Origin of the sequence: Neobacillus sp. NPDC058068, assembly GCF_042885335.1 — a bacterium.
GTDB lineage: Bacteria > Bacillota > Bacilli > Bacillales > Cytobacillaceae > Neobacillus.
Genome location: NZ_JBHVSI010000008.1, coordinates 1 through 19,509 on the forward strand (window position 1 = coordinate 1; position 19,509 = coordinate 19,509).

At 39.9% G+C, this 19,509-nt stretch carries 20 protein-coding genes; 8 read left to right on the forward strand and 12 right to left on the reverse strand.

Annotation, left to right across the window (positions count from 1 at the left end):
• Positions 1–259 precede the first annotated feature (259 nt).
• From ACFVSW_RS10715 to ispG, 3 genes are all read left to right on the forward strand, one after another.
• On the forward strand, positions 260–1,039 hold the full coding sequence (locus tag ACFVSW_RS10715; RefSeq protein WP_387315588.1) for a DUF1189 domain-containing protein: 780 nt from the start codon (positions 260–262) through the stop codon (positions 1,037–1,039).
• A 94-nt stretch (positions 1,040–1,133) separates the two neighbouring features.
• On the forward strand, positions 1,134–1,469 hold the full coding sequence (locus ACFVSW_RS10720) for a hypothetical protein (protein ID WP_387315590.1): 336 nt from the start codon (positions 1,134–1,136) through the stop codon (positions 1,467–1,469).
• Positions 1,470–1,580: 111 nt separating this feature from the next.
• A complete protein-coding gene (ispG, locus tag ACFVSW_RS10725; RefSeq protein WP_387316051.1) occupies positions 1,581–2,684 on the forward strand; it encodes a flavodoxin-dependent (E)-4-hydroxy-3-methylbut-2-enyl-diphosphate synthase in 1,104 nt (367 codons plus the stop codon).
• Between the two features lie 62 nt (positions 2,685–2,746).
• Here ispG and ACFVSW_RS10730 read toward each other — a convergent pair whose 3' ends face one another.
• Entirely contained in the window at positions 2,747–3,103 is a 357-nt protein-coding gene (locus ACFVSW_RS10730; protein WP_387316052.1) for a hypothetical protein, read from the reverse strand.
• A 362-nt stretch (positions 3,104–3,465) separates the two neighbouring features.
• Here ACFVSW_RS10730 and ACFVSW_RS10735 point away from each other — a divergent pair, with 362 nt between their 5' ends.
• Both ACFVSW_RS10735 and ACFVSW_RS10740 read left to right on the forward strand, forming a co-directional pair.
• Positions 3,466–4,059, forward strand: coding sequence for a hypothetical protein (locus ACFVSW_RS10735; protein WP_387315591.1), 594 nt, complete (start codon positions 3,466–3,468; stop codon positions 4,057–4,059).
• Positions 4,060–4,132: 73 nt separating this feature from the next.
• Positions 4,133–5,493 (forward strand): IS3 family transposase gene (locus ACFVSW_RS10740; protein ID WP_387315593.1). Its coding sequence is split into 2 segments (ribosomal slippage): positions 4,133–4,589 and positions 4,589–5,493, totalling 1,362 coding nucleotides; the frame shifts between segments, so codons are not numbered across the junction.
• Between the two features lie 55 nt (positions 5,494–5,548).
• On the opposite strand, the gene zur is transcribed toward ACFVSW_RS10740, so the two are convergent.
• The 3 genes from zur to ACFVSW_RS10755 are packed head-to-tail and all read right to left on the reverse strand — an operon-like array spanning position 5,549 to position 7,589.
• Entirely contained in the window at positions 5,549–5,959 is a 411-nt protein-coding gene (zur, locus tag ACFVSW_RS10745) for a zinc uptake transcriptional repressor Zur (RefSeq protein ID WP_387315595.1), read from the reverse strand.
• Positions 5,956–6,819, reverse strand: a complete 864-nt coding sequence (locus ACFVSW_RS10750) for a metal ABC transporter permease (RefSeq protein WP_387315597.1) — start codon at positions 6,817–6,819, stop codon at positions 5,956–5,958. The genes zur and ACFVSW_RS10750 overlap by 4 nt, the downstream gene beginning before the upstream one ends.
• Positions 6,816–7,589, reverse strand: coding sequence for a metal ABC transporter ATP-binding protein (locus ACFVSW_RS10755; RefSeq protein ID WP_387315599.1), 774 nt, complete (start codon positions 7,587–7,589; stop codon positions 6,816–6,818). Before ACFVSW_RS10755 ends, ACFVSW_RS10750 begins: the two co-directional genes overlap by 4 nt.
• 175 nt (positions 7,590–7,764) lie before the next feature.
• Here ACFVSW_RS10755 and ACFVSW_RS10760 point away from each other — a divergent pair, with 175 nt between their 5' ends.
• Positions 7,765–8,022 carry a DUF2624 domain-containing protein gene (locus ACFVSW_RS10760; protein ID WP_387315602.1) on the forward strand — a complete coding sequence of 86 codons (258 nt, stop codon included), beginning with the start codon at positions 7,765–7,767 and terminating at the stop codon, positions 8,020–8,022.
• 30 nt (positions 8,023–8,052) lie between these two features.
• Here the strand turns inward: ACFVSW_RS10760 and ACFVSW_RS10765 are convergent, their stop codons facing one another.
• Positions 8,053–8,946: a deoxyribonuclease IV gene (locus ACFVSW_RS10765; protein ID WP_387315604.1), complete on the reverse strand. Its 894-nt coding sequence runs from the start codon at positions 8,944–8,946 to the stop codon at positions 8,053–8,055.
• 22 nt (positions 8,947–8,968) lie between these two features.
• Positions 8,969–10,285 (reverse strand): DEAD/DEAH box helicase, encoded by a 1,317-nt coding sequence (locus ACFVSW_RS10770; RefSeq protein ID WP_387315606.1) that lies wholly within the window; start codon positions 10,283–10,285, stop codon positions 8,969–8,971.
• 266 nt (positions 10,286–10,551) lie between these two features.
• Between ACFVSW_RS10770 and vrrA the strand changes: the two genes are divergently transcribed.
• Both vrrA and ACFVSW_RS10780 read left to right on the forward strand, forming a co-directional pair.
• On the forward strand, positions 10,552–11,334 hold the full coding sequence (gene vrrA / locus ACFVSW_RS10775) for a VrrA/YqfQ family protein (protein ID WP_387315608.1): 783 nt from the start codon (positions 10,552–10,554) through the stop codon (positions 11,332–11,334).
• Between the two features lie 141 nt (positions 11,335–11,475).
• Positions 11,476–12,423, forward strand: a complete 948-nt coding sequence (locus ACFVSW_RS10780; protein WP_387315610.1) for a 4-hydroxy-3-methylbut-2-enyl diphosphate reductase — start codon at positions 11,476–11,478, stop codon at positions 12,421–12,423.
• Positions 12,424–12,470: 47 nt separating this feature from the next.
• Here the strand turns inward: ACFVSW_RS10780 and ACFVSW_RS10785 are convergent, their stop codons facing one another.
• The 6 genes from ACFVSW_RS10785 to dnaG form a co-directional block, all read right to left on the reverse strand.
• On the reverse strand, positions 12,471–13,586 hold the full coding sequence (locus ACFVSW_RS10785) for a Nif3-like dinuclear metal center hexameric protein (RefSeq protein ID WP_387315612.1): 1,116 nt from the start codon (positions 13,584–13,586) through the stop codon (positions 12,471–12,473).
• Positions 13,573–14,292, reverse strand: a complete 720-nt coding sequence (locus ACFVSW_RS10790) for a tRNA (adenine(22)-N(1))-methyltransferase (protein WP_387315614.1) — start codon at positions 14,290–14,292, stop codon at positions 13,573–13,575. Before ACFVSW_RS10790 ends, ACFVSW_RS10785 begins: the two co-directional genes overlap by 14 nt.
• Before the next feature lie 79 nt (positions 14,293–14,371).
• The gene (gene cccA / locus ACFVSW_RS10795; protein WP_387315615.1) at positions 14,372–14,746 is read right to left on the reverse strand and encodes a cytochrome c550; all 375 of its coding nucleotides are present in this window, start codon (positions 14,744–14,746) and stop codon (positions 14,372–14,374) included.
• 252 nt (positions 14,747–14,998) lie between these two features.
• The gene (locus tag ACFVSW_RS10800) at positions 14,999–16,138 is read right to left on the reverse strand and encodes an acyl-CoA dehydrogenase family protein (protein WP_387315618.1); all 1,140 of its coding nucleotides are present in this window, start codon (positions 16,136–16,138) and stop codon (positions 14,999–15,001) included.
• 368 nt (positions 16,139–16,506) lie between these two features.
• Positions 16,507–17,634 (reverse strand): RNA polymerase sigma factor RpoD, encoded by a 1,128-nt coding sequence (gene rpoD, locus ACFVSW_RS10805; protein WP_387315620.1) that lies wholly within the window; start codon positions 17,632–17,634, stop codon positions 16,507–16,509.
• 43 nt (positions 17,635–17,677) lie between these two features.
• Positions 17,678–19,486, reverse strand: a complete 1,809-nt coding sequence (gene dnaG, locus ACFVSW_RS10810) for a DNA primase (protein WP_387315622.1) — start codon at positions 19,484–19,486, stop codon at positions 17,678–17,680.
• Positions 19,487–19,509: the final 23 nt, after the last annotated feature.

The following is a 19,509-nucleotide window of genomic DNA, read 5'->3' on the forward strand; positions in this document are numbered from 1 at the left end:
GCGGGACAGGTGAGACCCCGCAGGCGCTTTAGCGCCGAGGAGGCTCACCGCCCGCCCCGCGGAAAGCGAAGCGCCTGGAACGGAAATCAACATTCGCTTTTAACACAGCCTTATTTTTAAATATATTTTGAGATATTTCATTCATCATTACCTATTTACGGATAACACTGAATTTTGTTTCATAAATTATTGGACATTCTTGTGTATAACCTACACAAAAGCTACAATAGAATGGTGAATCTATATTGAGGTGGTTGTTATGAATATTTTTAAGCAATTAGTTAAGAGTATCTATTCTCCAAAGGATATTGCCTTATTTCGTTTTCAAGGAATCGGAAAAACAATTTTATATGTCTTCCTTCTAACTTTGATTTCCATCCTTCCTTCGATAATTTACTTAAGCACTGCCCTAACTACGGGGATAGATTCCGCTAGAACCATTATTAGCAAAGAATTACCTGACTTTTCAATAAAGAAAGGGCAGCTTACAGCAGATACATTAGTACCAGTTACTAGTAATCAAGATAACTTTACGATTATTCTTGACCCAACTGGGACAATTTCAGACACAGATGTTGAAAATGAAGGCAATGCTTTTGCCTTGTTAAAGGATGAATTTGTCCTAGCTGCAGGCGGTCAGAGCAATATTTATCCATATGCGATGCTGCAGGGATTAAATTTCTCTAAAGAAGAATTGCTCAAATTTATTGATACAATAGCGGGAAATAGAGGGATTATCATTCCACTCCTCTCTTTATTCATCTATTTAGTTTCTAGTGCAGCCAGTTTTGTGGAGGTTTCCGTCCTCGCCATAATTGGATTAGTACTAAAAAACCTATTAGGAAGAAAGTTAACTTATCGACAATTGTGGCGAATGGCCGCATACAGCGAAACCCTGCCTACGTTATTTTTCACAATTATGGCAGCCATTAAAACATCCGTGCCGAACAGCTTTATGATCAATTGGTTAGTCGTAATTATCGTCTTGTACCTGGCTATTAATGAAATACCCAAACCAAAAAAGAAAATAACTGAATAAGCGTCCCTTGTGGATGCTTTTTTTGCTTATTTGTTCTATTAGAAAATGGACAAGCATACGAATGTACAAACATTCCCTTTTGGAGGCTTGTCCGATGAAACAATTATTTGGGTTCTTATTTGCCATTCTAATCATATATGTCATTTATTTCGATTTAACAGTTGGCACGCTTCCAGCTGCTTTTACACAGCAGCGTGTAGATGCAAAGATAGAAACAACAACGGTAAAATCCAAAACTGACATTCCCTCTTTTGAAGCCAAAGTCAAACCTGGTGAAACGGTCATCTCAATTGTTGAGCATAAACTAAAGAAACCTCTGCCGGTTTCGATTACTGATCTTATCAACGACTTTCGAAAATTGAACCCAAGCCAATCGCCCGAGAAAATTCAAATTGGGTCCACATATCATTTTCCTGATTACTCAAAATAAACAGGATGGACGCTTATTCTTGTCAAAGATAGCAAAAGACTGGTAAAATAAACTCGGATTGTTGTTATCCTAACGGATTCCAATTAAAGGAGCGAATAAAAGTTGAATGAAATTACCCATCGTACAAAGACCCGGCCAATTAAAGTTGGTAATTTAACGATTGGCGGGAGTAATGAATTAATTATACAGAGCATGACAACCACTAAAACGCATGATGTTGAGGCAACTGTTGCTGAAATCAAACGCCTTGAGGACGCAGGCTGTCAAATTGTCCGAGTTGCCTGTCCAGACGAACGTGCTGCAAACGCCATCCCAGAAATTAAAAAAAGAATAAATATTCCCCTCGTTGTTGATATTCACTTTGATTATAAATTGGCTCTCAAAGCGATTGAGGGCGGTGCTGATAAGATTAGAATTAATCCAGGGAATATTGGAAGACGGGAAAAGGTTGAAGCTGTCGTCAAAGCGGCAAAGGAACGGGGTATCCCGATCAGAATTGGGGTAAATGCGGGCTCTCTTGAAAAGAAGATATTAGAAAAATACGGTTATCCAACAGCAGATGGCATGGTCGAGAGTGCGCTTCACCACATCAAAATTCTCGAAGATTTAGATTTCCATGACATTATCGTGTCGATGAAAGCTTCTGACGTAAACCTTGCGATTGAAGCCTATGATAAGGCTGCCCGTGCTTTTGATTATCCATTGCATTTAGGGATTACTGAATCGGGAACACTTTTTTCTGGAAGTATAAAAAGTGCTGCAGGACTTGGTGCAATCATCAATAAAGGGATTGGAAACACGCTTCGGGTTTCTCTAAGCGCAGACCCTGTTCAAGAAGTAAAAGTAGCAAGAGAACTTTTAAAGATTTTTGCTCTTTCATCTAATGCTGCAACTCTCATCTCCTGCCCTACCTGCGGTCGCATCGAGATTGACCTGATTAGCATTGCAAATGAAGTCGAAGAATATATTCAAAATGTCAAGGCGCCGATTAAAGTCTCTGTGCTTGGCTGTGCCGTTAATGGTCCTGGTGAAGCAAGAGAAGCAGACATCGGAATCGCTGGTGCCCGCGGCGAAGGCTTGTTATTTAGAAAAGGTGAAATCGTCCGCAAGGTTCCGGAGGCGGAAATGGTTGAGGAATTGAAAAAGGAAATTGATAAAATAGCTGAAGAATATTTCCAAAAGAAAGCGGAAGAAGAAGCGAAACTTGCAAAATAATGTATCAAAAAACCCGGTTAAAGTACCGGGTTTCTTTTTTGCTCCTATGCGTGCAGATTATGTTAAAAGAACGGAAGAATGAAGATACCGACAATAATCGATAAAGCCCCAATTCCGATTGCCCAAGCACCGAGACCTGCTGCTCCTCTGCTTCTGGCAACGAACCCTAACACAATACCTGCAGCACCAAAAAGAATAGGCAACACAAACAGTGATAAAATCGAAAGTGCTAAAGCCAGTGTCCCCATACCGGTTCCACCAGCTGCCCTTTCCCTATTGTCATCCCGATCCCTTCCTCGTACGACAGGAACAGGCGCCGCAATTTCCGCTGCTGTTTCTTCGTTATATTCTGAAGACCTGATTGGAACAGAAGCACCAATTTCCGCAGCCGTATCTTCATTATATGCAGCATCCCTAATTGGAACGGATGCTCCAAACGTGGTTTCTTCTAAATCGGCCGAGGATTGAATTGGATCAGGATGATCAATTTCTCTAGTTGCTTCCCTGAATTCAGAAGGGAAATTTGGGATATCTTGTCCAATAACAGCACTTTGGAGAGCCTCTTGCACTTTCGTGTCTCTTTCATCTGCCATCCTAATCCCTCACTTTCAGTAATAGGAGCATTTATTATTGTTAGCCTCTTGTTGAGTTTTAAAGATGTTAATGTTTATCTTATCTAGTGATAAATTTCTTTTCCTGATAAAATTTTCTACAAATTAATAACCCGTCTTTGGTAAAATATTAATGGGAATACTAAAGCAATTTGAAGGTGTGCATGCAAATGAGAAAAAGATTTGGAATCGACATTGATGGTACGGTCACATGTCCAAAATCAATATTACCTTATATAAATAAAGCTTTTGGCATGAACATTGCCTACGAGGACGTGGACCAATATGAATTAACCCCCTTTGTAAATGTTTCTGAGGAAGAGTTTGCGAAGTGGTTTGCTGAAAATGAACCAACTATTTATCAAGAATCACCATTTGCGCCTGGAGCAAAACGAATTTTACATAAATGGGAAAAAGACCATGAATTGTTTTTTATTAGCGCCCGGTCCTCCCATTTACTTGAAATCACTGAAAAATGGTTCTTTGATAAAGGTTTAACCTTTCATCACATTGAATTAATCGGCTCCCATAATAAAGTGAAAACAGTGAAAAAGCATCAAGTGGATATTTTTTTTGAAGATAAACACGATAATGCTGTGATGATTCATGAAGAGTGTCAAATTCCGGTCATCTTATTTGATACACCCTACAATCAAAATTCGATACCAAAGGGTGTCATCCGCGTTAATAATTGGAAAGAAGCTAATCTGTGGGTTGAAAATTGGCTGAAACAAGAGAAAAATCGTCAAGAAATGCTAATTTAACAAAAAAACTCGCCAATAATGAGCTGCACCCCAATTGTTAGACATAACTAACAGTTGGAGGTGCAGTTTTTTTATGGTGAAATTTTCTCCTGGGGACAAATTAAAAGCAGTTAAAGAATACATAAATGGTAATGACGGATTAAGAACAATTGCGAATTCTATCGGTGTACACCATAGTTTATTGAACGAATGGATTAAACACTATGAACAATTTGGGGAAGATGCTTTTGAAAAACGCTATACATCCTACCCGGCACAGTATAAACTAGACGTACTTAATTACATGAATGAACATGGGACGTCTATCAGGGAAACTGCGGTGATTTTCAAAATTCCATCTAGTGCTACACTTCGAAAATGGAAAATCGCCTTTGAAACAGAAGGATTTGATGGCCTACAACCAAAAGAAAAGGGGCGGCCGTCAATGAAAAAGGAGATTAAAAAAATATCAAAAAAACAAGCACCAGCAGAGGGATCGATAGAAGCACTTCAAAATGAATTAGAACGTTTACGTATGGAGAATGCTTATTTAAAAAAGTTGAATGCCTTAGTTCAAAGCAAGGAAAAATTACAAAGCAAGACAAAGCGAAAGTAGTTTTTGAACTAAGGCTAGAATTTCCTGTTGGTGCATTACTTGAACTAGCTGACATTAAAAGAAGTACATATTATTACTGGATTAAAACATTCGATCGTCCAGATAAAGACGCCGAATTAAAAACATTGATTCAGGCTATTTATCATGAACATAAAGGGCGTTATGGTTACCGTCGTATTACAGCTGAATTGAAGAATCAGAGGCATAAGATAAATCATAAAAATGTCCAGCGATTGATGAAAGGGCTGGGCCTAAAATGCATTGTTCGTATGAAAAAATATCGCTCATATAAGGGGGAAGTGGGGAAAACGGCACCGAATATCTTGAACCGCAACTTCGAGGCAGACACCCCAAATAAGAAATGGGTAACTGATATTACAGAGTTTAAATTATTTGGGGAAAAGCTTTATTTATCCCCTATGTTAGATTTATATAATGGTGAAATACTCACTTATACTCTAGCATCGAGACCTAGATATTCCCTTGTTAAAACAATGCTGGATAAGGCATTAGAACCACTAGCAGATGGAGAAAAGCCGCTTATCCACTCAGATCAAGGATGGCATTACAGAATGCCCCAATACCAAAAGGCATTAAAAGAACGAAACCTTACCCAGAGTATGTCTCGTAAAGGAAACTGTTATGATAATGCCGTAATGGAGAACTTCTTTGGGATCTTAAAATCTGAGTTTTTATATACACAAGAGTTTGAGAGTGTTGATCATTTCAAACAAGAACTAGAAAAATATATCCATTATTATAATCACAAACGTATTAAGGCAAAATTAAAGGGTTTGAGTCCAGTACAATACCGAACTCAAACCCAAGAAGCTGCCTAAAAATAAAATGTCTAACTTTTTGGGGTCACTTCATAATGAACTGGCGAGTTTTCTTTTACAAACATTCCGGACAGCGTCCATAAATTTCAAATTTATGTCCGGAAATATCGTATCCTTTTAAGTTTTCACTTAATCCATCCATAGGACAGGTTTCAATTTCTTTTGTTTTTCCACAGTCTAAGCAGATAAAATGATGATGATGCTGGTGTCTGGAACAGGTAAACCGGAAATGCTTTTCGCCTGATAACTCCGTCATTTCTAAAATCCCCATATTAACAAATAAGGTCAGATTGCGATAAATAGTATCAAAGCTTAATCCCGGATAATCATCCTTTAACTGATCAAGGACATCCTTAGCGGTTAAATATTTATCGCTGTCTGCGAATAATTGGAGCATATCCTCTCGTTTTCCCGTCTGCTTAAATCCATGTTCTTTTAAATATTGAATAGCCTCCTGCACATTCACTTGACTCCACCCCCAATATCCACCTGTTTATGAATCATTATTTTTTTATAAAAGATTGCCAGTACTAATATTAGCACCGCAAGCATGACGATGGTTCCCCCTGGAGCCAGGTCAAGATAATAAGCAGTGAAAAGGCCTCCAAGAACGGAAATTTCACCAAAAAGCACAGATAAGAAAATCGTTTGTTTAAACCCTTTTGCAAGGCGGATACTTGCTGCCACTGGTAACGTCATTAAAGAAGAAACCAAAAGAATCCCAACAATTCGCATTGAAGCTGCAATTACAAGTGCAACCATGACAATAAAAATGAAATGAATACTTTTTGCGGCAATTCCAGAGGCTTTTGCATGTTCCTCATCAAAGGAAAGTAAAAACAGCTCTTTGTACAATAAAATTATGACAATAATAACAAGGATACTAATAATAAAAATAACCCATAAATCGGTTCTGCTGACCGCAGATACACTGCCAAATAAATAACTGAACAAATCCGTATTAAATCCATTTGCCAGCGAAATGAAAATAACCCCGAGCCCAATGCCGCTAGAAAGGATAATCGGAATCGCCAATTCCTGATAATGCTTATAGACAGCTCTTAGTTTTTCAATAAACAATGACCCGCCAACCGAAAAAACCATCCCCATGTAAAGGGGATTTAAGCCGGACATTATTGGAAAACTCCTTTCAATGAGGAGACTGGCAGCAATACCGGCAAGCGTCACATGACTAAGGGCATCGGCAATCAAGGATAATCTTCGGACCACGATAAATACCCCGAGCAATGGGGCAAGGATGCCAATCATAATCCCAGTTAGGAAGGCATTTTGTAAAAATTCATAATGGAATAGTCCCTGAATCATCTTACAACACCCCCGTGTTCATGGTGATGGGTAAGCAAATGAACATCATGACCATAAACTTTCGACACATCTTCATTTCTAAATTGTTCAAATTCATTCGTTTCTCCGTGAAAATGCAAATATTTATTTAAGCAGGCAACATGTGAGACCCTATCCGATATTGTACCAATATCATGGGTAACCAATAGCAAGGTAATATTGCGGCGTGTATTTAAATCACCCAGCATTTGATAAAAAGAATTAACATTTTCGGCATCAACGCCGACAGTTGGCTCGTCAAGTATAAGCAGCCGTGGTTCACTCACAAGGGCACGGGCAATAAAAACTCTTTGCTGCTGCCCGCCTGAGAGTTCGCCGATATTTCTGTTACTATACCTTTTCATTCCGACCGCATCCAAGGCATCATTTACTTTGACTTCATGTTCCTTTTTAAAAAATGTAAACAGGCCTAATTTTTTTGTTAAGCCACTTGCGACCACTTCAAAAACGGTTGCCGGAAAACCGGTGTTAAAGGAATTGGCCTTTTGTGATACATAGCCGACTTGCTGCCAGTCCCTAAATTTGCTAATTTCTTTCCCAAATAAATGGATCTCTCCAGTTTGCAGCTTTAGTAAACCTAATATTAATTTTAATAAAGTCGATTTCCCCGACCCGTTTGGACCGACAATGGCCAAGAAAGAACCATCCGGAATCGTCATATTGATATTCTCAAGGACAGTATCCTTTTCATAGCGATATGACAATTGTTTTATTTCAATGATTGGTTGCATAGCTGAACTCTCACCCTTAATTATAAGAATCATTCCGATTTAACCTTAAGTAGTATACAATAGGCCCATCCAATTTGTAAAGGCTACAGACTTTTGTTAGATGCTTAAAGACAAATAATCCATTGTCACACTCCTGAATCTTTCTCATACATTAGCATGGAGGAGTGGTGAGAGAGTGAAAATATTTGAAAACATCATTAATCATAAGATTAACACGATAACTGCTGATGAGCTGTTAAAGTATGCCCAGCAATTTAATGTTGCAATTAATCGGCAGCAGGCCAGAAGAATTGCCGAATACTTAAGAGGTAAAAATATCAATATCTTTGATGACGGACAGCGGACCAAATTAGTGAAACAAATCGCCAAATTGGCCGGCCCCGAAACAGCTCGTGAAGTAAATAAATTATTTATGCAGTTTACAAAGCAATAAAAAGCTGTGCCTTGGGCACAGCTTTTTTCCTTATCCTTGCATGATTCGATCTAGCAGGTCTTCGTTGAACTGCTGATTGCGCAACATCTCGATTTCAAATTTATACGGTGCTTTTTTATTGTTCTTATCCTCGCCAACGTATGGGGTTTCTAAGATTTTAGGGACATCAGTCAGCTGTGGATGATGAACAATGTAATTGATGGCATTAAATCCAATATGACCGAACCCGATATTTTCATGCCGGTCCTTTCTCATTCCCACCGCATTTTTACTGTCATTGATATGGAGCACCTTAAGCTTCTCTATGCCAATAATTTTATCAAACTCATTTAAGACACCGTCGAAGTCCTCGACAATGTTATAACCAGCATCATGGGTATGACAGGTGTCGAAACAAACAGAGAGTTTGTCACTAAAGTTAACACCGTCGATAATCATTGCCAATTCCTCAAATGATTTACCACACTCCGAACCTTTCCCAGCCATTGTTTCCAAGGCGATTTGCAGCTGCTCCTTGCCAGTTAAAACTTCATTTAAGCCTTCAATAATTCTCTTAATTCCGGCCTCTGTACCGGCACCTACATGGGCACCAGGGTGCAGGACAATTTGCTTTGCACCAATCGCCTCAGTTCTTTCAATTTCACTGCGAAGGAATCTTACCCCCAAGTCAAACGTATCTGGATTGGTAGTATTTCCGATATTGATAATATAGGGAGCGTGCACAACAATTTCTGAAATCCCGTTTTCCTCCATATGCCTTTGCCCGGCCTCAATATTCAAGTCTTCAATTTTCTTTCTTCTTGTGTTTTGCGGTGCACCCGTATAGACCATAAATGTATTAGCACCGTATGATACCGCCTCATGACTTGCTGCGAGAAGCATATCTTTTCCGCTCATAGACACGTGTGAGCCTATTTTTAACATTTTATTCTCTCCCTGCTGCCGCTTATTTTTTTCTCTGATCGATTCTCCGCTTCCGTTTTTTAATTTTATCCATTTCCCATTGCATTTTCTTTTTATAGCCCGGCTTTACTTTTTGCGGTTTCTTAACCATTGATTTGGCTAATCTTTCCGCATCATCCTCTTTCCTTACGCGGGTCTTTCTTTTATTTCTTTCATCTGCCTCAACAAATCCATCCTTTTTGAGATCAACATACTGAAATTGAATACCCATTTTTTCTAAACGATTTAAGGCGTCTTCATCGGAAAGTTCATAAACCGTAAGTGCAACCCCTGAGTATCCAGCCCGTGCCGTTCTTCCTACCCGGTGGATATAGAAATCTAAGTCTGGTGGAAGCTCATAATTAATGACATGGCTGACACCCTCAATATCAATTCCTCTAGAAGCAAGATCGGTGGCAACGATATATTGGTATTCCAAATCCTGAATCTGCTTCATCATTTTCTTTCGTTCGCGCGGATTTAAATCGCCATGAACACGGGCGACCTTTAAACCTTTTTCACTTAAGAAGCCGGCAACTTCTTCAGCCATTTTTTTGGTATTGGTAAACACAATCGCTAAATACGGATTGTATTGTACTAGCGCATCGTGAACAAGCTGCTTTTTATTACGATGTCTTGAAGGCAGGAGATAATGCTGCAGGTTTTCCGCTGCTTTTCTCTTTGAATCAATCTGAACTGTCTTTGGATTTTCCATATATTTTTTTAAAAATGGTTTTAATTTTTCCGGAATGGTTGCTGAAAAGACGAGCATCTGCAGGTTTTCTGGCATTTTAGCCGCTACCTGATCCAAATCTTCAATAAATCCCATATCGAGCATCATATCGGCTTCATCGACAACAAGAACTTCCGAGGTATGAATAAAAAGAGCCTTCTCGATCATGAGGTCTTTAATTCGGCCAGGTGTCCCAACGACAATATGCGGCTGTACCTTTAATTTCTCGATTGTCCGCTGCTTGTCCGTCCCGCCAACATAGCATCTTGTCATTATAGGGCTTTCAGGACTGCATTGTTCTGTTACCTTCAAAATTTGGTGATAAATTTGCGTCGCTAATTCCCTTGTCGGTGCAGTAATAACGGCTTGAACTTCCTGCTTATCCGGATTGATTTTTTCAAGGATTGGCAAAACAAAGGCAAATGTTTTACCAGTTCCAGTTTGCGATTGACCGATCGCACTTTCCCCTTTTAATACGAGCGGAATCATCCGTTCCTGAATTTCAGTCGGCTCATAAAATCCAAACTTATTTAGGGATTCTATAATAAATGGTTGAAACTTAAAACGATTAAAACGATTTTCTTTCATGTAATTGCTCCTTATTATTAAAATAATCTAGTGATTATGGATTGATTTCTTCCCTTAAGCAAGAGCTTCCACTTTTCTTTCCATCATGTAATTATAGTAAAGTTTCTCTTAAATCACCAGCTAACAATCCTTTTATTCTAATCTTTTACCTTAAATTCACTTTTTAACATCAAATTTTGTTTATATTCTTGTGTTTAATACCTAAACCAAATTAGGTTATCTGCATAATTTAATGTATGAAGTTCATTTGAAGGGATGTTATAGGTATGATGCCAAGACCAGGAATGCCCATGCAAGGTGGGATGGGGGCAGGTCTGTTTGGAGGAAGAGGAGCAATGGGTCCTATGGCCGGAAGAGCGATGATGGGGCCTGGGGCTGGTCCATTTGGCGGCGGCGGCCAGATGATGGGGCAAATGATGGGCCGCCAAATGGGCAGGGGCGGCGGCGGTTTACTTTCGAGACTTGCCGGCGGAGGAGCGCAAGCCGGCGGCGGTCCGGGTGGTCTAATGGGTATGCAGGGTGCCGGAAGAGCGGCTTCAGGAGGCGGCGGCTTATTTTCGAGACTTCTCGGCGGAGGAGCGCGAGCCGGCGGCGGCCCGGGTGGACTAATGGGTATGCAGGGTGCCGGAAGAGCGGCCTCAGGAGGAGGCGGCTTACTCAAATCCTTAGCTAACCCCGCAGGAATATCAGGATTTCTGAATAATACCCAGAATGTGTTGAAGACAGCACAGTCAATTGGTCCGATGATTCAGCAGTATGGCCCAATGGTCAGAAATCTTCCTGCCATGTGGAGGCTATATAAAGGCTTCAAAAATGCAAAAGGTACGGTAGAAGAATCTGATGAAAAAAATAAAAAGGATACAGCCATAATGATTGAAGAGTCATCAGAAAACAGAACCTCACGGAAAAAAACCGGCCAGAAAAGACCACAAACAAGTTCCAAAATAAGCAGTCAACGGTCAAGTACTGACAGAAGAAGGAAGCCGTCAAGTTCACATAAAAGGAGCCCATCCCCAAAAGGAAGGTCCGTTCCTAAAATGTATATATAAGAGAAGAATGCTGTGTCCCCGCAGCATTCTTTCTATTTGTTCAAATTATTTAAGAAAAATTGTATCTTTGTAATATACCTATTAGTTTTATATAATACATATGTAGACTAGTAAACAATGTCTTATAGGGGGACTTCATATATGCAAATAATTAAAATCTCTCCACGCGGGTACTGTTACGGTGTTGTCGATGCAATGGTCATCGCAAGAAATGCCGCATTAGATAAATCTCTGCCGCGCCCAATCTATATTTTAGGTATGATTGTTCATAATAAACATGTAACCGATGCTTTCGAGGAAGAAGGAATTATTACCCTTGACGGCAAAAACCGCAAGGATATTCTCGATAAAGTCGATAGCGGGACCGTAATTTTCACTGCCCATGGAATATCTCCAGAAGTCCGCGAGCTCGCGAAAACCAAAGGTCTGGTAACAATTGATGCCACATGTCCGGATGTGACCAGAACCCATGACCTGATTGAAGAGAAAACAAAACAAGGTTTTCAAGTTATCTATATCGGGAAAAAGGGACATCCAGAACCAGAAGGAGCTGTTGGTGTAGCACCGGGTATGGTTCATTTGGTTGAAACCCCAAATGATGTTGAAGCGTTAACGGTTGAAAGTGAAAATCTTATTGTTACTAACCAGACTACCATGAGTCAATGGGATGTCTCCGATACGATGAAAAAAGTCCAGGAAAAGTATCCACATGTGGAAGTTTATAATGAAATTTGCCATGCGACCCAAATCCGTCAAGAAGCAGTTGCGGAACAAGCAACCGAAGCAGATGTGACAATTGTCGTCGGCGATCCAATGAGTAATAATTCTAATCGACTTGCCCAGGTTTCGGAGGAAATTGCCGGAACAAAGGCCTACCGCATCGCTGATATTACCGAATTAAAAATTGATTGGATTAAGGATGCCCAATATGTTGCTGTTACATCAGGAGCATCAACTCCAACACCAATAACAAAGGAAGTCATTACATTCCTTGAACAATTCGACCCAAATAATGAAGCAACCTGGGAACTTAGCAAAAAGGTCCAATTAAGCAGGATTTTACCTAAAGTGAAAAAGGCAGCAGAATAAAATAACAAAAAGAACCGCGTCTAAATGGTAGACCGGTTCTTTTTGTTTTATATAAATTGAAAAGGTTCGGTATTGACTTCAGAAGGAAAAATCTCCACTTTATAGCCTGATTCCTGGCACATTTTTTGTAAGGTAGCGGTCAACCCTTTTTTCATCACTTTTTCGACATTATGGCCCGGATCAATCATGTTCAAGCCTTGCATCATCGCATCATGTGCGGTGTGGTAATAAATATCTCCTGTCACATAGACATCTGCCCCTTTAAATTTGGCATTCATGAAATATTTATTACCATCCCCGCCTAAAACAGCAACCTTTTTTACCTTTGCGGCTAAATCGCCCACTACCCGGACTTTATCCACTTCTAGTGCTATCTTCACCTTTTCCGCGAATTCAGCTAAGGTCATTTCCTCGACTCTCCCGATTCTGCCAAGCCCAAGAACTTCCCCCTTATTTTCGAGTGCATACACATCATACGCAACCTCCTCATATGGATGTGCTTTAATCATTGCCGTAATCGTCTTCTTCAGAAGAGACTCGGGAACAATGGTCTCAATCCGCACTTCATCCACTTCCTCCAACTGTCCAGCTGTCCCCAAAAATGGATTAGTTTGCTCACCCGGCAGAAACCGCCCAGTCCCAGTTGCTGTGAACGAACAATGGCTGTAATTGCCGATAAAGCCTGCTCCTGCATCGCCCAAGACCTGTCTAATCTCTTCTGAATGACTAGCTGGGACATAAACAACTAATTTCTTTAGCTTTGTATCAAAAGTAGGGACAAGTACCTCTGCACCTTCTAAATCTAGAGCCGCTGCCAGTAAATCGTTCATCCCGCCCTTTGCGACATCAAGGTTTGTATGCGCTGCATAGACAGCGATATCGTGTTTAACTAATTTTTCTATCATTTTTCCTTGAACCGTATCGGTCAGTAAATTTTTAAGCGGGCGATAAATGATCGGATGATGGGCAATTATCAGCTGCACATTTTTTTCGATTGCTTCGTCGATTACATTTTCGAGCACATCAAGGGCGATCATAACCCGTTCAACCTTCTTATTTAAACGTCCGATTTGTAAACCAATTTTGTCACCCTCCATCGCCAAACCCTTCGGTGAAAACTGTTCGAAAAGTTGAATGATTTCATGGCCATTAGGATTCTTCATTTTTCAAAGCCTCCTCTATGAGTTTTATCTTATTCAATAGCTCTTGTTTCTTTTCGATTGTTTCAGCTGTTTCGGCTGCCCCCTCAAGTGCCCCGTATATGCGCTGCCAATTTTTCTTTTCTGCTGTCCATTTCTTCCGGAAGGCCGCATCTTGGTTTTTCACAAGGAATGGTCCTAGTAAAAGTCCCATATCTTTATTCGTCTTATATGGCTTGTCAGGGTCTCCTTTTTCAGCTATTAATATCTCGTAAATCTTTCCATCCTCCTCGATTATTTCTTCGTCAACAAGCTCCCAGTTGTTTGCTAAAAGCCAGTTTCGAATCGATATCGCACTAATATTCGGCTGTAACACAAGCCGCTTGACCGAACCCAGCTTGTCTTTGCCATTTTCTAAAATACTTGTAATTAAAGCACCGCCCATGCCGGCGATGGTAATGCAATCTACTTCTCCCGGCTGAATCACTTCAAGACCGTCACCCATCCGTACAGAAATAGTATCAGATAGCCCTTCTGACAAAACATTCTTTTCAGCCGATTGAAAGGGGCCAGCTGCCACTTCACCCGCAATCGCAAATCGAATGCCCGCATTCTTCGCTAAGTAACAAGGCAAATACGCATGATCGGAGCCAATATCCGCAATGGTTGCCCCTTTCGCCACATATTTAGCCACTGTTGCCAACCGTACTGACAATTTATTTGTATTCAAAAATACCACCACTTCTTTATATAATCATTTAAGTATAAAAAAAGTCCTTTACAGATGCAAAGGACTTTTTTATATTACCTTACTTAATCTTCGACACCCATTCTACCATGGCATCCATTTGTTCTGGTGCTACTAAGCCTGCCGGCATTCCTTTATCACTGCCATTCGTTAAAAACCCTTTGATTTCGTCTTTTGATATCTTATCACCAATACCTTTTAACGAAGGACCCATACCACCTTGATATTGGTCGCCGTGGCAGCCAATACAGCCGGCATTTTTATAAATGTCTTCAGGTTTGGCTGAAGCCGTTTCTTCTGTTTTAGCGCCGCCAGCCCCTTTATTATCCGTTGCAATCTCTTTCATATCACCAAGGCCTTTGAACGACAAGATAAATACAAGTACAATTCCAAAAACCAAGATAAGAATGTAAGGAATGGCTGGATTTTTCTTCATGATAATACCTCCCATATGTACGAATATCTGTTAAATAAAAAATCGTTTACAAACAACTACTATTTTACTTGAAAAAGAACAGAAGTAAAAGCCCTAAACATATTTTATCACTATAATCTTTGTAAAAAACAAAAAAGAGGCTGTATAACATAAAATTATCTTTTCAGCCTCTTGTTATCTTCCCCTATTTAGTTCAAATATAACATTTGGCCATTGAGAATTGTCCAGCTCCAGGCGCTTGCGCTTTTCTTGCTAACAACCAATTAATCGTGAAATAACCATTCGTTGAACTTCAGATGTTCCCTCGCCAATTTCCAGAAGCTTTGCATCACGCATCATTCTCTCGACGTGATATTCCTTCATATAGCCGTAACCACCATGAATTTGGACGGCTTGGTCCGTCACTTCCATGCATATTTCTGAAGCATAGAGTTTACACATGGCAGCTTCCTTAGAAAACGGTCTTCCCTGGTCTTTTAACCAAGCCGCCTTATACACCATATTTCGTGCTAATTCAATTTTCATTGCCATATCAGCAAGTTTAAATTGAATCGCTTGAAAGGAAGAAATCGATTTACCAAACTGTTTCCGTTCCTTCGCATAGGCAAGCGCCTTTTCATACGCACCCTGAGCAATCCCTACTGCCATTGCCCCAATTCCTATACGTCCGCCATCAAGCGTAATTAAAAACTGCCTAAAGCCCTCTCCACGCTCTCCTAAAAGGTTTTCCACAGGAACTCTTACATCCTCTAACACAAGCTCCGTTGTATTCGATGCATTTAAGCCCATTTTTTCATAATTATCGATGACTGTAAAACCAGCTGCATTAGTGGGAACGATGATTGCTGTAATTTCCTTCTTCCCATCTTTCTCGCCCGTCACAGCCGTGATCGCTAATTGATTGGCAAAGCTGGCATTGGTAATAAAACACTTATTACCATTAATGATAAATTCACCATTTTCCTCTTTGGCAGATGTTCTCGTTCCGCCTGCATCTGAACCGGCATTCGGTTCAGTCAAACCAAATGCGCCAAAAGATTCTCCCGTACAAATCGGCGTTAAATATTTTTGCTTTTGTTCCTCTGTCCCAAACAAATAGAGTGGCGCCCCGCCTAAGGAAATATGTGCAGAGTAGGTAATACCTGTCGAACCGCACGCTCTGCTTAATTCCTCTACTACGATAGCAAAGCTGACAGTATCCGCACCGCCTCCGCCGTATTCCTCAGGAAAAGGAAGCCCCATAATCCCCATCTCAGCCAATTTCTGAAATATCTCCAAAGGAAATTTCTTACTTCGATCCCGTTCTATGGCACCAGGTGCAACTTCTTCATCTGCAAACTGGCGGATCATTCGTTTAATCATTTCTTGTTCAGAAGTTAAATCAAAATTCATTTCCATCCCCCTAGAACACTTTGTATACGCTTTCTTTATTATTATACGAGTATTTATCTTGATTTCTCAAGGTTTAAAAATTTTAGAAAATATAATATTATGTGAATATAATAAAAATAACTTGACCTTTAATGGGAAAAAGAAGAATTGAATGAAGACTATTACAACCCGCAAAAAATGAATGCCATTGAATCTTTTTTTGCAAAAATAAAAAACGTTAAAAATGAAATAGATTTCCCTTTGTCTATTTGCAAAATGAAAGACAATTCAGTAAAATAACAGAAAGCGAATGCTTTACTTTACCAAAGAGGTTTCGGCAAAAAAAATAGTTCACCCCTGTAAGGAGTAAACTATTTTATCTTTATATTCTATTCCAAAAAGTCTTTCAGTCGTTTGCTCCGGCTTGGGTGGCGTAATTTCCTTAATGCCTTCGCTTCAATTTGGCGAATACGCTCACGGGTTACACCGAATACTTTTCCTACCTCTTCAAGGGTGCGAGTCCGGCCGTCATCCAACCCAAAACGAAGGCGAAGAACGTTTTCTTCCCGGTCCGTTAACGTATCAAGGACATCTTCAAGCTGCTCTTTTAATAATTCATAAGCAGCATGTTCAGAAGGTGATGTTGCATCCTGATCTTCAATAAAATCTCCAAGGTGTGAATCATCTTCTTCTCCAATTGGTGTTTCAAGCGATACTGGCTCTTGGGCAATTTTGAGAATTTCCCTTACCTTATCAGGTGTTAAATCCATATCTTCACCAATTTCTTCAGGTGTTGGTTCACGTCCAAGATCCTGAAGCAATTGACGCTGAACACGAATCAATTTATTAATGGTCTCAACCATATGAACAGGAATACGAATGGTCCTTGCTTGGTCTGCAATTGCACGGGTAATCGCTTGACGAATCCACCATGTTGCATAGGTGCTAAACTTAAAGCCTTTGCGATAATCAAATTTCTCGACAGCTTTAATGAGACCCATATTTCCTTCTTGAATTAGATCCAAAAATAGCATTCCCCTGCCAACATAGCGTTTTGCTATACTTACAACAAGGCGCAGGTTTGCTTCAGCAAGACGGCGTTTTGCTTCCTCGTCGCCTTCTTCAATGCGGTTAGCGAGCTTAATCTCATCTTCAGCAGAAAGCAAATCTACCCGGCCAATTTCTTTTAGGTACATGCGAACGGGATCGTTTATCTTTACTCCAGGTGGAACACTCAGATCATTTAAATCAAATTCGTCATCTTCTTTTGCTAACTTTTTAATATCTGGATCTTCATCGTCACTTTCTCCGACCAATTCAATCCCCTGATCACCTAAAAACTCATAAAATTCATCCATTTGATCAGATTCCAACTCAAAGTTTGCCATTTTTTCAGCAATATCATCGTAGGCAAGGACGCCGGTTTTCTTTCCCAGTGCCGTTAACATGTCTTTCACTTGTTCAAAAGTTAATTCATTTTCAACTTCTTTTGAACGGGCTGATTTTTCAGCAGCCATATGGGGCCCCTCCTTCCAAAATCAAAGACAATTCCAATATAATCTATAGCGATTTACGTAATTGGTTGATTTCGTTTCCAATTTCAGCAGCTCTGCTAAATTCACCTTGCCGCTCTGCTTCCTTTAGTTCCACTTCTTTTTCTTTTATCTTTAACAACTTTGGATAATTCAACACCTGTTTGATATAATCAGTTAATTCTTGATTGCTTAACTCGTCATTAATCGACATCATTTCAATGTTCGCAACCATTCTTCTAAGATTTCCATCTTGAATATAGGTTAAAAATGCACTTGAGTCAGGTTCTTCGTGTTCCTCATAAAATCCTAACAGATAGGTTATTATTGCCTGATGTTCATCATTATTAAACGTATTCCCCGCAAGTAAATCCTGAACCTTATAGGCAACATCGCGGTTTTTCAGCATATGAGCAATTAAACGTCTTTCTGCCGTAAAATGGGCGGGCTTTAGTTCATTTACCTGTTTTACAATTAAAACTGGTTTATTAACAGATTCCTTTTTCCCTGCTGAAACCCTCTTTTCAGCAAAGAACATCTGTTTTTGCTGCTGGTTTAAAGCATCAAGCGAAAGCGAAAATTCTGCTGCAAGCTGTCTTAAGTAATGATCTCTTTCAACCGCTTTATCTAATTTGCTGATTTCTTTAATTATCACTTCGATATAAGCAAGCCGATCTCCTTCAATTTGAAGATTTTTCCCTCTGCGAAAGTAAAGAAATTTAAAGGCCATCCAAGTTAAACTTGCACCAATCACTTCATTGCGGAATTTATCTGGGCCCTTTTTTTTAATATATTCATCAGGATCCAGTCCATCAGCCATCATGGCAACCTTGATTTGAAAACCCGCATTGTTTAAGTGATTACCGGCACGGAAGGCAGCTTCAATTCCCGCTTTATCAGAATCATAGCAAATGGTTACGGATTGAACGCTTTGACGTAATAGGGCTATATGTTCATCTGTCAAGGATGTCCCCATTGTGGCAATACCATTCTCCACCCCAGAGCGATCCGCAGCAATGCAATCAGCAAATCCCTCAAATAGAACAGCATGCTGCATTTTTTTTATACTTGGTCTAGCCAAATGATAATTATAAAGAATTTTGCTTTTATTAAAGATTGCTGTTTCGGGACTATTTAAATATTTTGGCTCATCATGCCCAAGTGATCTCCCTGAGAAAGCAATCGTTTTGCCGTTTCGGTCATGGATCGGAAACATAATTCGATCCCTGAAGCGATCAAAGTAATTCCCGTCCCTTTCACGCCTGATAATTAAGCCGGCCTTTTCCATCCATTCGGCTGAAAAATCCCTTTTAGAAAGGAATTTATACACAAAATCCCATGAATTTAATGAATAGCCAATTTGAAACTTATCGATGGACTCACGTGTAAAACCTCTTTCTAGCAAATACTCCAATGCATGCTGGCCTTCTTTTGTATTTACCAGTAAGTGATGATAGAATTTCCGTAACAGTTCATGAGCATCATGCATTGCTTGAAATTCTTTGGAAACTTTTTTCTCACCATGTGCTGCTGATAAATTAATTTCAAGGTCAACATTAACCTTCGCTGCCAGTTTAATGGCTGCTTCTTGAAAGGAGATTCCTTCTAGCTCCATTAAAAAAGAAAAAACATTCCCCCCAGCTCCGCAGCCAAAGCAGTGGAAAATTTGTTTGTCGGGTGATACTGAAAAAGATGGGGTGCTTTCTCCATGGAATGGACATAATCCGAAGTAATTTCGCCCTTGTTTTTTCAGTTGGACATAGTCACTAATTATCTCGACAATATCAACAGTTTGACGAATTCTATCTATTTTTTCTTCGGCAATACGGTCTGCCATGAAAACATCTCCATTTATACTAC

Excerpts from the sequence above, each read along its gene's own strand:
- ACFVSW_RS10715 (WP_387315588.1), top strand. The coding sequence starts at position 260 with ATGAATATTTTTAAGCAATTAGTTAAGAGTATCTATTCTCCAAAGGAT.
- ACFVSW_RS10720 (WP_387315590.1), top strand. The coding sequence starts at position 1,134 with ATGAAACAATTATTTGGGTTCTTATTTGCCATTCTAATCATATATGTC.
- ACFVSW_RS10735 (WP_387315591.1), top strand. The coding sequence starts at position 3,466 with ATGAGAAAAAGATTTGGAATCGACATTGATGGTACGGTCACATGTCCA.
- ACFVSW_RS10750 (WP_387315597.1), bottom strand. The coding sequence starts at position 6,819 with ATGATTCAGGGACTATTCCATTATGAATTTTTACAAAATGCCTTCCTA.
- ACFVSW_RS10755 (WP_387315599.1), bottom strand. The coding sequence starts at position 7,589 with ATGCAACCAATCATTGAAATAAAACAATTGTCATATCGCTATGAAAAG.
- ACFVSW_RS10765 (WP_387315604.1), bottom strand. The coding sequence starts at position 8,946 with ATGTTAAAAATAGGCTCACACGTGTCTATGAGCGGAAAAGATATGCTT.
- ACFVSW_RS10770 (WP_387315606.1), bottom strand. The coding sequence starts at position 10,285 with ATGAAAGAAAATCGTTTTAATCGTTTTAAGTTTCAACCATTTATTATA.
- vrrA (WP_387315608.1), top strand. The coding sequence starts at position 10,552 with ATGATGCCAAGACCAGGAATGCCCATGCAAGGTGGGATGGGGGCAGGT.
- ACFVSW_RS10780 (WP_387315610.1), top strand. The coding sequence starts at position 11,476 with ATGCAAATAATTAAAATCTCTCCACGCGGGTACTGTTACGGTGTTGTC.
- ACFVSW_RS10785 (WP_387315612.1), bottom strand. The coding sequence starts at position 13,586 with ATGAAGAATCCTAATGGCCATGAAATCATTCAACTTTTCGAACAGTTT.
- cccA (WP_387315615.1), bottom strand. The coding sequence starts at position 14,746 with ATGAAGAAAAATCCAGCCATTCCTTACATTCTTATCTTGGTTTTTGGA.
- ACFVSW_RS10800 (WP_387315618.1), bottom strand. The coding sequence starts at position 16,138 with ATGAATTTTGATTTAACTTCTGAACAAGAAATGATTAAACGAATGATC.
- rpoD (WP_387315620.1), bottom strand. The coding sequence starts at position 17,634 with ATGGCTGCTGAAAAATCAGCCCGTTCAAAAGAAGTTGAAAATGAATTA.
- dnaG (WP_387315622.1), bottom strand. The coding sequence starts at position 19,486 with ATGGCAGACCGTATTGCCGAAGAAAAAATAGATAGAATTCGTCAAACT.